General features: G+C 72.9%; 13 protein-coding genes. 6 read left to right on the plus strand and 7 right to left on the minus strand.

Going from position 1 to position 12,493, the window contains the following annotated elements; translation table 11 throughout:
* Window positions 1–27: 27 nt before the first annotated feature.
* The 4 genes from QNA09_RS16000 to mftE are packed head-to-tail and all read right to left on the minus strand — an operon-like array spanning window position 28 to window position 4,943.
* Window positions 28–1,329 carry a helix-turn-helix domain-containing protein gene (locus QNA09_RS16000; protein WP_010591929.1) on the minus strand — a complete coding sequence of 434 codons (1,302 nt, stop codon included), beginning with the start codon at window positions 1,327–1,329 and terminating at the stop codon, window positions 28–30.
* Between the two features lie 49 nt (window positions 1,330–1,378).
* Complete coding sequence (gene mftG, locus QNA09_RS16005; RefSeq protein ID WP_017679982.1) at window positions 1,379–2,854, minus strand: mycofactocin system GMC family oxidoreductase MftG; 1,476 nt, start codon at window positions 2,852–2,854, stop codon at window positions 1,379–1,381.
* Between the two features lie 17 nt (window positions 2,855–2,871).
* Window positions 2,872–4,260 (minus strand): mycofactocin biosynthesis glycosyltransferase MftF, encoded by a 1,389-nt coding sequence (gene mftF / locus QNA09_RS16010; RefSeq protein ID WP_010591931.1) that lies wholly within the window; start codon window positions 4,258–4,260, stop codon window positions 2,872–2,874.
* Entirely contained in the window at window positions 4,257–4,943 is a 687-nt protein-coding gene (mftE, locus tag QNA09_RS16015) for a mycofactocin biosynthesis peptidyl-dipeptidase MftE (protein WP_010591932.1), read from the minus strand. The genes mftF and mftE overlap by 4 nt, the downstream gene beginning before the upstream one ends.
* Before the next feature lie 220 nt (window positions 4,944–5,163).
* On the opposite strand from mftE, the gene QNA09_RS16020 reads away from it, so the two are divergent.
* Entirely contained in the window at window positions 5,164–5,529 is a 366-nt protein-coding gene (locus QNA09_RS16020) for a dihydrofolate reductase family protein (RefSeq protein WP_010591933.1), read from the plus strand.
* Window positions 5,530–5,534: 5 nt separating this feature from the next.
* Here QNA09_RS16020 and QNA09_RS16025 read toward each other — a convergent pair whose 3' ends face one another.
* Window positions 5,535–6,536, minus strand: coding sequence for an endonuclease/exonuclease/phosphatase family protein (locus tag QNA09_RS16025; protein WP_010591934.1), 1,002 nt, complete (start codon window positions 6,534–6,536; stop codon window positions 5,535–5,537).
* A gap of 162 nt (window positions 6,537–6,698) precedes the next feature.
* Between QNA09_RS16025 and QNA09_RS16030 the strand changes: the two genes are divergently transcribed.
* Window positions 6,699–7,043, plus strand: a complete 345-nt coding sequence (locus tag QNA09_RS16030; RefSeq protein ID WP_010591935.1) for a YciI family protein — start codon at window positions 6,699–6,701, stop codon at window positions 7,041–7,043.
* The gene (locus tag QNA09_RS16035; RefSeq protein ID WP_010591936.1) at window positions 7,040–8,311 is read left to right on the plus strand and encodes an RNA polymerase sigma factor; all 1,272 of its coding nucleotides are present in this window, start codon (window positions 7,040–7,042) and stop codon (window positions 8,309–8,311) included. The genes QNA09_RS16030 and QNA09_RS16035 overlap by 4 nt, the downstream gene beginning before the upstream one ends.
* Before the next feature lie 67 nt (window positions 8,312–8,378).
* On the opposite strand, the gene QNA09_RS16040 is transcribed toward QNA09_RS16035, so the two are convergent.
* Window positions 8,379–9,167 carry a hypothetical protein gene (locus tag QNA09_RS16040; RefSeq protein WP_017679984.1) on the minus strand — a complete coding sequence of 263 codons (789 nt, stop codon included), beginning with the start codon at window positions 9,165–9,167 and terminating at the stop codon, window positions 8,379–8,381.
* Between the two features lie 32 nt (window positions 9,168–9,199).
* Between QNA09_RS16040 and QNA09_RS16045 the strand changes: the two genes are divergently transcribed.
* On the plus strand, window positions 9,200–10,195 hold the full coding sequence (locus tag QNA09_RS16045) for a GNAT family N-acetyltransferase (protein ID WP_017679985.1): 996 nt from the start codon (window positions 9,200–9,202) through the stop codon (window positions 10,193–10,195).
* 16 nt (window positions 10,196–10,211) lie between these two features.
* Here the strand turns inward: QNA09_RS16045 and QNA09_RS16050 are convergent, their stop codons facing one another.
* The gene (locus tag QNA09_RS16050; protein WP_010591939.1) at window positions 10,212–11,030 is read right to left on the minus strand and encodes an alpha/beta fold hydrolase; all 819 of its coding nucleotides are present in this window, start codon (window positions 11,028–11,030) and stop codon (window positions 10,212–10,214) included.
* A 55-nt stretch (window positions 11,031–11,085) separates the two neighbouring features.
* Here QNA09_RS16050 and QNA09_RS16055 point away from each other — a divergent pair, with 55 nt between their 5' ends.
* Window positions 11,086–11,709 (plus strand): WHG domain-containing protein, encoded by a 624-nt coding sequence (locus QNA09_RS16055; RefSeq protein ID WP_308071976.1) that lies wholly within the window; start codon window positions 11,086–11,088, stop codon window positions 11,707–11,709.
* Window positions 11,710–11,959: 250 nt separating this feature from the next.
* A complete protein-coding gene (locus QNA09_RS16060; RefSeq protein ID WP_308071977.1) occupies window positions 11,960–12,484 on the plus strand; it encodes a hypothetical protein in 525 nt (174 codons plus the stop codon).
* The last annotated feature ends 9 nt before the right edge of the window (window positions 12,485–12,493 follow it).

Below are 12,493 nucleotides of genomic sequence, written 5' to 3' on the forward strand. Positions count from 1 at the left end.
TTGCAACTACGTTGCGTAGCTGCAACCTCAGATGCCGAGCTGGCGGTCCAGCAGCTCGATCCGGGCCCTGACCTGGGCGAACAGCGTCGAGTGCGGATCGAGGGTGGTCAGGTACGCCTCCCAGGCGGCGATGTCGTCGCGCCCGTGCACCGATGCCGTCCACCGCGCGAGCAACTGGGCGTCGCCGGCGCGGAGGAGCGCCGCCTGCACCCGGGCGCGCAGTTCGTCCCGGATCTCCTCGACGCCGGGCGCGACCGATCCGGGCAGCACCGGCCCGGCGTACAGGCGCACCGCCGTCGCCACGTCACCGCGGTCGAGCGCACCGCGGACCTCCGCGACGTCGGTGACGAGTTCGCCGAGGAGCCGGTACGGGCGAGAACCGAGCCCCTCGGATCCGAAAACCTTTCGCAGCCGCGACATCTCGGCACGAATGGTGACGGAGTCGAGCTCGGACTCGTCGAGCAGCACCGCAAGCCGGTCCGAGCTCAGACCCTCGGGATGCTCGGCGAGCAGCAGCAGGATCTCGGCGTGCCGCTGCGACAGCGGGATCCGCTCGCCGTCGCGGTGCAACGTGGGCCGTCCGGAACCGAACGTGTCGAGGCTCGTGCGAGCGGACGACAACAGCCGCGGCGAGCTGAGCAGGTGCAGCCGCAGTTCCGACTCGGCGGCGGCGACCGTGGCCCGCACGAGTTGCAGCACCTCCGGCGCGGCGACGCGCAGACCGCCGGTGATGTCGATGGCGCCGAGGATCCGGCCGGTGCTCGGGTCGTGCACCGGCGCGGCCGAGCAACTCCACTCGTGCACGGTGCGGTTGAAGTGCTCGGCGGCGACGATCTGGACCGAGTGGTCGACGGCGAGAGCGGTGCCGGGCGCGTTGGTGCCCACCCGCTCCTCACTCCAGTCGGCGCCCTCGACGAAGCTCATCGACAGCGCCCGGTCCCGGGCCGCATGGTCGCCTTCGACCCACAGCAACCGGCCCTGTTCGTCGCTGATCGCGACGAGCAGCCCGCTGTCGGCGGCGTCCTCCACCAGCAGCTTGCGCACGACGGGACGGATCAGCGCCATCGGATGCCCGGCCCGGTACCGCTCGAGGTCCAGGCCGGTGAGCAGGCTCGGCTGTTCGACGGCGTCGGGACTGATCCCGTTGCGGCGGCTGCGCAGCCAGGATTCGCGGACCACCGACCGCACGGAGGCCGGCACGACCGACGTGTCGGCCGCGTCGAGGAACGAACTGTGCGCCGACGACACCCGTTGCGCCAGCTGCGACGGATCGTCACCGGGCCGCAGCGCCACCCACGGGTTGGCCGAGCCGGATCGTTCGTCGGTCATGCGGTGCTGCTCATCTGCCGGTTCCTCCTCCGGACAACTGTAACCCGAGTCACAAGCCCGCCCCCGTGCCCACCCGCTCCGCCAGCATCACCGCCGTCGCGTGCGGGCCGCGGCCGGGCACCTGCGGGAACACGGACGTGTCCACGACGCTCAGTCCCTCGGTGGCGTGCACCCGGCACCGGTCGTCGACGACCGCCGCCTCGTCGGTGCCCATCCGGCAGCTCCCGGACAGGTGCAGCGACGTCCCGAGGTGTTGTTCGAGCCAGGCGTCGCCGGGGTCGAACGCGTCGGGATCGACCCCGGTCCGGTCCACGACGTCCGGCATCGCCGCGAGCAGATGCGCGGCGTGCGCGACCCCGTCGCGCAGGTCGGCACGGTCGCCCGGGTCCTCGAGGTAGCGGTAGTCCAGCAGCGGCGGCCGCGTCGGATCGGCCGGGTCGAGGCGGATCGTGCCGCGGCTGCGGGGACGGGTGAGCACCACACCCAGAACGGGGTCCGCGACGCCGCTTCCGGGGACGGACGCGGCGAACGGTGCGGTGTAGGGGCGCATCTCGAGATTGCCGGTGTGCAGGACGACCTGCAGGACCGGGGCCGGTCCGGGTTGCGGGGCGCGGTACCGGTAGGGGACGGCGATCTCCGGGTGGTCGGTGAAGCCCGTCCCGACCCCGGGGAGCTCGATCCGCGGGGTGACGCCCAGGCGGGTCAGCTCGGCGCCGGCGCCGATGCCGGAGAGCATGAGCAGCTGCGGGGAGCCGATCGCACCGGCGGCGAGCACGACGTGGCCGGCGCCGACGGTCTCGCCGTCCTCGGTCTCGACGCCGACCGCGCGCGACCCCGAGAGCACGACCCGGCGCACGCGGGTTCCCGTGCGCACGGTCAGGTTCGGCCGGGTCAGTGCGGGCAGCAGGTACGCGTGGGCCGGACCGACGCGCATCCCGTCGCGGATGTTGAGCGGGACGGGGCCCACCCCGTCCGGTCCGGGCGCGTTGAGGTCGGCGATCCGGCGATGTCCGGCGGCGAGGGCCGCGTCGTGGAATGCGGCACCGACCGGGTGCAGCCGCTCCCACGGCGTACGGGCGACGGGCACGGGACCGGACGTCCCGTGCCAGCGACGGTGCACACCCGTCCCGGCGTCGGCATCGGTCTCGGTGGCGCGGAAATGCGGCAGCACCCGATCGAACGACCAGGACGGCGGCCAGGCCTCGAAGTCGTCCGGGCGGGCCCGCACGAAGTACGCCCCGTTGACCGCGCCGGAGCCGCCCAGCAGCCGGCCGCGGGCGACGACGGACGGGCGACGTCGGGTCAGCCGGACCGGGTAGGCGCAGGTCCACGGGCTGTCCGGACCGACCGGCAGGACGGTCGCGTCGAGCACCGCGGACGGGGTGTCCGCGATGGAGCGGTAGCCGGGGCCGGCCTCGAGCAGCAGGACCGTCCGGTCGGGATCCTCGCTGAGCCGGGCGGCCAGCACGCAGCCGCAACTGCCACCCCCCACGACGACGACGTCGGCGTGCGCCGGCGCGGCCACGGGCGCGACTACCCCGCTCAACCCTGGATGCGGGGCGCGAGCGCCGCCGCATCCCGGGCGACGACCGCACCCCACCACAGTCCGGCGCCGTAGGCGATGTCGTCGAGACGCTTGTAGAACACGTAGCGCAGGGGGTCGAGGCCGCCGTCCTCGCGGTGGCCGTACCAGTCCCACAGCCCCTCGGCGACGGCGAAGCCGAGGACCGCGCGACGCACTCTCGGCGAGACCACGGCGGCGACGAACGTGATCGGCCAGTAGTGCCGGCACAGCGCGGAGGCGACCTGCCACAGTCCGCCGGCGAAGCTCTGCGCGGTGAGCACCGCCGCGATCCGGGTCGGCTGGTCGAGTTCGGCGAACATCCGGCGCAGCCGGAGCATCGTCACCGACAGCGACGCGACCGCGCCGACCGCCCCGAGGCGGGTGCGGCTCGCGGCGGCCACGCACGCGAACAGCATCGACCCGGACATCGACATCGTCGGTACCGAACCGCGGTGGCGGCTCGCGAGCGGTGCCGCACCGGTGCCGTAGAAGGCCTTGCGGGTGAACCACTTCCGGAACCCCACGCGGTGATCGTGCGCCACGTGCGCGACGGGTTCGTAGCGCAGCCGCCAGCCGGCCTCCTGCAGCCGCCAGCACAGGTCGACGTCCTCGGCGACGTGCATGGTCTCGTCGAATCCGCCGGTCGCGGTGAGCACGTCGCGACGGACGATGATCGCGGCGCTCGGCACGTACGCGACCGGGCTGCCGGACTTGACGGCGGCCTCGCGGCGGCCGAGATCGAGCGACGAGCGCGCGTGTTCGTAGCGTCCCAGGGCGCCCCTGTCGGGTTCGAGCGCGACGACGCGCGGCGCGACGAGCGCCACCGCCGGGTCGGAGAAGTGCCCGAGCATCACCTCGAGCCAGCCCTTGCGCGGCACCACGTCCGAGTCGAGGAAGGCGACGAACGGCGTCGTGGCGGCGCGCAGGCCGGTGTTGCGGGCCGCGGCCGGGCCGCGGGACCGCTCGTGCCGCAGCACCCGGAGCGAGTCCCTGGCCGGGGCGGACAACGGAACGTCCGAGCCGTCGTCGACGACGATCACCGTCAGGCCCTCGACGGCGGCCAGCAGGCGCTCGAGCCCGGCCGGGTTGTTCTTCACGGGAATCACGACGGTGACGTCGGAGGTGGCGGGCAACGCGGTGGGACGGGGGTTTCCGACGCCGGAGTCGAGCAGGCGTCGCGCCACGACGGCGGTCTGCGAGTCGACGACCTTCACGTAGCCGTCACCGATCATCGCCGCGGCCGCGGGGGCGAGCTTGAGCATGCGCGTGGGTGAACCGCCGATGAGCACGCGACCGTCGGAGTAGGCGCGCACCCGCGGATCGATACGGACGCCGAATCCGTCGGGCAGTCGGGCCGTGCTCGTCAACGGAGTCTTCCTTTCGCATCCGGCTCCCACCGGGTCGTCTGTGCCGCCGCTCGATCGACGATGTCGGCGAACCATCGTGCCCCCTGCGCTGCGCTCGCGGGCGTCGGATCCCCCAGCACGCCGTTCGCGGACACGGCGACGATACCGCCCGTGCGCATTCGTGGCATCAGGTCGGCGAGGGTGCCGGTGTTTCCCTTCTCGGCGCGGGCGGTGTCCACCACGTGCGGATCCAGATGCAGCAGCAGGCTGGTTTCGGTGACGCCGGCATGGGCGTCGCCGCCGGGCACGGCGAACGGCAGCCACGCCGCGTCGCGGCCCTCGTACCGGAGCCGGGACACCGCTCTGGTCAGTGCGGGCACGTTGCCGCCGTGCCAGTTGACGAACAGCAGGCGCGCGGCCCACCGGCACACCGAACGTCCGTATTCGACGAAGACGGTCTCCATCGCGTCGGCGCCGAGCGAGACGGTGCCGGGGAAGCCCTCGTGCTCGCCGCTGGCCCCGTACTCGAGGGCCGGCGCGACGAGCACACCCGGCAGGGCTGCCGTCAGCGCCCGGGCGATCCGGGTGTCGGTGTCGAGCGGAAGATGCGGCCCGTGCTGTTCGAGCGCGCCGACGGGAACCGCGACCGTCGCGCGGCCCGGTTCGATGTCGGGCCAGTAGGCGGTGGCGAGGTCGCGGGTCACCGGTCCGATGGTAGGGGTGTGCCCTTCGGGTCGCCGTCGGCAGTGGCGAGTGCATGCTCGACCCGAGCCGGCACCCGCTGCCGGTGGACGCGCTGAGCAGCGCGTTCGTCCGGCCGGCGCGACGGTCCCCGTGGACGCGGAGCACGGTGCCGCGACGAGTTCTCGCCCGTTCGGCGGTCGGTACGGACAGAATCGAGACGCCGCGAGCGGAAGGTGAGCCATGAGCAAGCTGCTGTACTCGGCCACGATGTCGATCGACGGATTCATCGCCGGCCCCGGCGACGACATGTCGTGGCTGGTGCCGTACCTGGGGCCGGATCCGGCGATCGACGAACTCGTCGGCGAGATCGGTGCGCTCCTCGTCGGCAACCGCACCTTCCGCGGCGACGACCCGCACAAGGGCACACCCACCGAGGGCGAGGCGTTCGGTGGCGGCTGGAGCGGACCGCAGTTCGTGCTCACCCACCGCCCGCCGGCCGAGCCGGTTCCGGGGGTGACGTTCGTCGGCGACCCGCTCGCGCTGGAACGTCTCGGCACCACCCAGGGCCCCGTGGCGACGGACATCCGGCTGCGGGTCGTGCGGTGAGATTGCTATTCGCCGTCGCCGGAACTCTCGTCCCCGGCCGGCGGCGGGAGCCGGACGACGGCGACGAGGCCGTGATGATCGGAGCCGGGGAGCTCGATCCGGTCGAGGGAGATCGCCGTGGCGCCCCGGGTGAGGATGTGATCGATCCCGACGACGGCCGGATAGCGGCGGTCCGCCGGATACGTCGGCACGAGCCCGCCGCCGACCCGGTCCGCGGCGTGCACGTACCCGGAGTCGAGGAGGTCGCGGAAGCGGGTGTGCGAGTACGTCGCGTTGAAGTCCCCGCTGACCACGACCGGGGCCGGGCCGGTCACCGACTCGAGTTCCTCGTCCAGGCGTTCGAGCTCGGCCGCCCACGCCGGAGCCGGTGTCAGGTACGGGGGCGCGGGATGCACGGCGTACAGGATCAGCGGCCGCCCGGGGCCGGTGTCCAGGGTCGCGGCCAGGTTCGTCGGCCCGAACCCGTCGAGCGTGCGGCCGGCCGAGACGGGGAACCGGCTGTAGATCCCGGCGCCCGCACCGCCGGTCGGCGTCGGGGCCAGGAAGCGGTGCGGAAGCAGGTCGTCGAGTCCCGCGACCCGCAGCGCGGCCACCGCGTCCTCGGTCAGTTCCTGCACGGTCAGGACGTCGACCCGCCGCTCGCGCACCGTCCGGACCAGCGCATCCGGGTCGGCCTGCCCGACCATCAGATTGGCCTGCATCACGTGGATCGTGGGACCGGAAGTCGAGGCCGGCCGGTCGTCCCGGACACCCGGTACGTACAACGGTCCCAGGGTCCAGGCTCCGGCGGCGACGACCGCGAGCGCCGAGGCCAGCAGAACCGGGCGCCGGGCGAGGGCGGCGACGACCGCACCCGCCACCGTCCCGAGCAGCAGGTACGGGCCGAGCGACGCCCAGGCGATCACGGCGTTGCTCGCCACGTCCGTCGCGGAGGCCACCAGCGCGGTGAGCCCGAGCACCGTCGCGGCGATCGAGACGAGGGCGGCGAGCCGTCGCGGCACGCTCATGAATGCCTCCTCACCCCGGCTGCATGCCTCCGCGCGACACCCGGCGCGGCCGTAGTCCGGAACGAACCGGCGGCTCCTGTCGATCCGACCCGGTTCCGTTCGTCGTCATGTCGTACGGCAACCCTGCCGGGCAGGACACCCACCCTACGAGAAGGGCTCGATATGAAGTACATGATGCTGATCAACGCCGCATCGGCCGAGGCCGGCGACCAGTGCACCGTCGAGGAGTGGATGGTCTTCGACAAGGAGATCCAGGAGGCGGGAGTCGTCGTCGCCTCGGAATCGCTCGCCGACCTGACCACCGCCACGACCGTGCGGGTCGGTCCCGACGGGGCGCGATCCGTCACCACGGACGGGCCGTTCGCCGAGACGCGCGAGGTTCTCGGCGGCTTCTACGTCGTCGACGTGCCCGACCTCGACGTCGCGCTGGACTGGGCGGCCCGCTGCCCCGGAGCGCGCGGCGGTGGATCCGTGGTGGTGCGGCCGATCGCCGACTTCGGGCAGTGACCGCGACGGACGGGCCGGGCGCCGGCGCGCGGGTCGACGCAGCCGTCGAAGCGGTGTTCCGGGAGGAGCGGGGGCGGTTGCTCGCCGCCCTCGTGCACCGCTTCGGCGACCTCGACCTGGCCGAGGACGTGGCCGGCGAGGCGATCGAAGCGGCGCTGGTGCACTGGCCCGTCCGGGGCGTGCCGGTCAAGCCGGGGGCCTGGTTGCTGACGACGGCGCGGCGCAAGGCCGTCGACCGGCTCCGGCGGGATCAGGCCTACGCCGCCCGGCTGGCCGTCCTGCAGGTGGATTCGGATCGGGCGGACCACTCTCCCACCCCCGTGGCCGGCAGCGACGTGCCCGACGAGCGCCTGCAGCTGTACTTCACCTGCGCTCACCCGGCGCTGGCGACCGAGGACCGGGTGGCGCTGACCCTGCGGTGCCTGGCCGGGCTCGGGACGCCCGAGGTGGCGCGGGCCTTCCTGGTCCCCACCGCGACGATGGCGCAGCGGATCGTGCGGGCGAAGAAGAAGATCCGGCAGGCCCGCATTCCGTTCCGGATGCCCGAGCGGGACGAACTGCCGGAGCGGTTGCCGGGTGTACTGCAGGTGCTGTACTCGATCTTCACCGAGGGATACGCCGCGAGTTCCGGGCCGGACCTGCAGCGTCCGGACCTCGCCGACGAGGCTCTCCGGCTGGCCCGGATCCTGCACCGGCTGCTGCCCGGTGAGCGGGAGGTGACCGGGCTGCTCGCCCTGATGCTGCTGACCCACGCGCGCCGCGACGCCCGGACCGGGCCGGAGGGCGCGGTGGTTCTGCTCGCGGACCAGGACCGTGCACGCTGGGACGGCGCTCTCGTCGCCGAGGGCACCGCTCTCGTGCCCGTGGCGCTGACCGGTGGCCCGCCGGGCCCGTACGGCGTGCAGGCCGCGATCGCCGCGCTGCACGACGAGGCCGCCGACGTCGCCTCCACCGACTGGCCGCAGATCGTCGCGCTCTACGACGTCCTGACCACCCTGGCGCCCTCGCCGGTCGTCGCGGTCAACCGCGCCGCGGCGGTGGCGATGCGGGACGGTCCGGAGGCCGGTCTGGTGCTGCTCGACGCCCTCGCGGACGAGCCCCGGCTGCGCGGCTACCACCCGTATCTCACGGCCCGCGGGGAGCTGCTGCGCCGGCTCGGCCGCGACGACGAGGCCGCCGTCGCCTACCGGCGGGCACTCGAGCTGGCCGGAACCGAACCCGAACGCGCGCACCTGCGCCGTCGTCTGGAGGAGACGGGCCGGTCGTGACCGGGATCGATTCGGGGTGTCGTCGCCGCATCGGCCGAGCGGCCGCACCCGTCTTTCGGCACCCGGATCAGTCGCCGAAGCCGCTGCGGGAGGCCCAGCCCGACGCGGCGAACGACCGTCGCAGGGCGGCGCGCAGGTCTGCCGCTCCGGCGAGTTCCGTCATCACGGACCGATACTCGTGCGGTCGGCGGCCCACGAGTGCCGCGAAGCCGGCGCACTCGCGCAGCAGTGTGCCGAACAGCGCCTCCTGGGTCTGCAGCGGTATCGGCGACCCCCCGGGCGGCGCGAGGGTGCCCCACCTCGAGACGTACACGTCGAAGCCCACCGGCCGCGCTCCCCCGTCGATCGCGAGAATGCACTCGTCCGCGGTCACGGCGCGGCGCGTGTAGTTCGGCTCCGTCGCGTCGAGGCACGCGAGCTGGTCCCGGTCCAGCAGCGACGCGAACACCGCGGTGCGGGCCCCCGGCCGGCGGAACGCGGTCGCCGCGACGTAACCGGCCACGCTGACGTGGGCGCTGTGCCCGACCGCCATGCCCGTCACCGTCGCGCGCAGGAAAGGCACGGTGGGGTCGACGTGCCCGGCCGTCAACTTGCGCGCCACCACCGCGGGACAGGCGTTGGACCCCACGGCGACGACGAGACGCCGGTCCCGGACGCCGTCGACGCCGGCCGCCCGGAGCGCGCCGTCGACGGTCCGGCTGGTACCGGCGAGCCGCAGGGTGCTCGCACCGAAGTCGGCGCGAGCACGTGCGCGGTGGTAGCCGTCGCGGGTGAGCAGGCCCGTCCCCGGCGCGGCGGGTCCGGGGTAGAGCCACGGAGCGGCCACGAAGTCCACTCCGTCGGCGACGGTGCTCATGCTCCCAGTATTCCGCGCGCTAGCCTGCGGGCGTGCACATCGAACCGCGTTCCCTCGACGACGCCGCGGTGCACTCGCTCGTCGACGAGGTGCAACTCGAATACGTCCGCCGGTACGGCGGTCCCGACCACACGCTGCTGCACCCGCAGGAGTTCGATCCACCCCACGGCATCTTCCTGCTCGCGTCGCTGGACGACGTCCCGGCCGGCATCGGCGGATGGCGGGCGCGGAACTCGGCGCACCCCGGACTGCGCGACGGCGACGCCGAGATCAAGCGCATGTACGTGCGCGCGGGTCTGCGCCGACGAGGCGTGGCGCGGCGGATCCTGGCCGAGCTCGAGCGCACCGCCGCCGAGGCGGGCCGGCGCCGCATGGTGCTCGAGACCGGCACCGAGCAGCCCGAGGCGCTCGCGATGTACGCGGCGGCCGGGTACGTTCCGCTGGCCGAGCGGTTCGGTGAGTACGCCTGTTCGGACTCGTCGCTGTACTTCGCCAAGGACCTGCCGCCGCAGGACGCCGCGCACCGCATCCGCCCGGCCACCGCGGCGGACCTGCCGCTGCTGCAGGACATCGAACGTGCGGCCGGACGGGCGTTCACCGAGCTCGGCATGGACGCCGTCGCCGACGACGCGCCGCCCACGCTCGCGGAGCTGCGCGAGTACGTGACCGCCGGGCGCGTGTGGGTGGGTACCGACGGTGACGACCGCCCGGTGGCCTACCTACTCGCCGAGATCGTCGACGGCACCGCCCACGTCGCGCAGGTGTCGGTGCATCCCGAGCACGCGCGCCGCGGGCTCGGCCGGGTCCTGATCGATCACCTCGCGACCTGGGCACGCGTTCGGGCGCTGCCCGCGCTGACGCTGACCACCTTCGTCGACGTCCCCTGGAACGGGCCCTACTACCGGCGGCTCGGCTTCGAGTTCGTGCGCGACGACGACCTCGGTCCGGGCCTGCGCCGGATCCGTCGTGAGGAGGCCGCCCGCGGTCTGGATCGGTGGCCGCGGGCGGTGATGCGACGCGGACTGTGAACGGCGTCGAACGCCGTCACGGGTACTCCGGCACCGACGCCGACCAGAATCGCCGCACCAGATCCGTCGTCTCGGCGGGCGCCTCGAGCGGGACGAGGTACGCGGCGCCGTCCACGACGGCGCACGAGCCCTGCGGCACCAGGCGGCTCGCCGCGCGCGCCTGCTCCGGCGTCCACCCCTTGTGGTCGCTGCCGGTGACGAAGAGGGTCGGCACGGACAGCCCGGGCAGACGGTCGGTCAGATCGGGGCGGTGCAGCGAGATGGAGACGACCGCGTTGCGCAGTGCCGCCCGGTCGGCGCGGACGAGGCAGTCCCCGACGAGGGCGACCGCCTCCGGATCGCGTTTCCTCGTTGCGGCGGAGAGCAATACGTTCGTCACCCCCGAGCGGATGAAGCCGACGGGGCCGAGCATCCGGTGGGCGGCGAGGAGGAATACCGTGCGTGCGCGCTCCGTCCGGTTCAGCGCCTGGACGGGCGTCCCCAGCGTCACCAGCGTCCGGCAGCGCGGCGCCGCGTCGGTCGCGAAGACGATGCCGATGTGGCCGCCCCAGGCGTTGCCGATCCAGTCGACGGGTTCGTCGACGCCGAGTTCGTCGAGTATCGTTCCGGCCGCCGCGGCGCATTCGGCGAGGGTGTAGCGCCGGCCGGGATCATCGCTCGCCCCGTGCCCCGGGCCGGTGACGGACACGACCCGCCGTTCGGTTGCCAGCTCGTCTTCGACTCGGCCCCAGGATCTTTCGTCGACGAACAGGCTGTGCCACAGCACGGCGGTCGGACCCTGGCCCCGCACTCGCACGGCCAGCGAGCCCACTCCGGTCGAGATCTTCCGGGTCATCGCCCTCACCGCCTCCGGTTCCCGGTTGACATTGTCAAGTGCTATGGTCCTCCGCATGGTTGACAGTGTCAATGGGGGCCCGGGAGCCGGGCGGACGAGCCCGAGCCTCGACGAACGCCTGCTCCAGACCGCACTCGAGCAGTTGCGCGAGGAGCCCGCGGAACGGCTCAGCCTGCGCCGGGTGGCACAACAACTGGACGTGAGCCACCAGGCGCCCTACGTGCACTTCGGCACCAAGCGCCGGTTCCTCGCGGCGGTGGCCGGGACCGGACTCCGGCGGGCCGCGGCGACGGCCGCCGCCGCCGTCGAAGCCGCAGGCCCCGACCCCCTGCACCGGCTCCACGCCCTCGCCGACGCCTACGTGCGCTTCGTGCGGGACAACCCCCACGTGCACGACCTGGCCTACGGACCCACGGTCGACAAGGCCGACCACCCACGCCTGCAGCAGGCCGCGGCCGACTACTGGGACTTGCTGCACGACACCGTCGCGGCCTGCCAACCCGCAAGCATCGACGAAGCCGACGTTCTGCGCCGGTGCGCGGCCGCATGGGGCACCGCCTACGGCATCGCGCGGTTGACCGCATTGCATCAGATTCCGGCCTCGGTCCCCGCCGACAGGGACGCGCTGCTGCACGAGGCTCTCGACATGCTCCATCGCGGATGGCAGGCCCTCGACTGACCCCCTGCCGCAGCTCGGCAGCGACCGGGGTACCCGACCGTCGCAGGTGACCGGCTTGTTCTAATTCAAATAGAACAATATGCTGGGTCCCGTGCTCATTCGACTGGACCCGAACTCGCCGGACCCGCTGTTCGTGCAGCCTGAGTTGCACCAGGTAAGTCGGTTTCCGGGGTAGTCGCGGACATTTGTGCAGGTAGCGGCGGTGCGTTGCCGGAAAGTGGCACACTAACGGCTCAGTAGACTCCGCCTCGTGGCCGCCTACATCCGCAAAGTCCGCACCGCCTCGGGAGCGACCGCGGTGCAGATCGCGGCCAAGCAGGGCCGCCGCGACAAGGTCCTCGAGCACCTCGGATCGGCCCACACCGACAGCGAACTCGCCGCCCTGCTCGAAACCGCTCGAACCAAACTGCTCGCCGGCCAACAAGAGCTCGACCTCGACCTCGGCACCACCAGCTCTGCACCGACGATCACCGGGAAACGGTCCCGCTGGTTGATCGAGGTCATCGCTGCTGCCTGGCGGCGTCTCGGCTTCGATGTCATCGACAACGACGCGTTCTTCCAGCTCGTGGCAGCCCACCTCGTCGAACCGACGTCGGTTGCGGATGCGGGCAGAGTGCTGCGGGAGATCGGGATCGCCCCGGCCCACCGCAACACCTTCGTGCGGACCCTGAAGCGGTGCACTGGCCACGGTTACCGCGACGACATCGCACGACGCTGCTTCGAGCATGCCGCCACCGCGGGGGATCTGAACCTGCTGCTCTACGACCCGAGTTAGGACATTTCG

The sequence above is a fragment of the Rhodococcus sp. AH-ZY2 genome (assembly GCF_030916465.1).
Taxonomy (GTDB): Bacteria; Actinomycetota; Actinomycetes; order Mycobacteriales; family Mycobacteriaceae; genus Rhodococcus; species Rhodococcus ruber.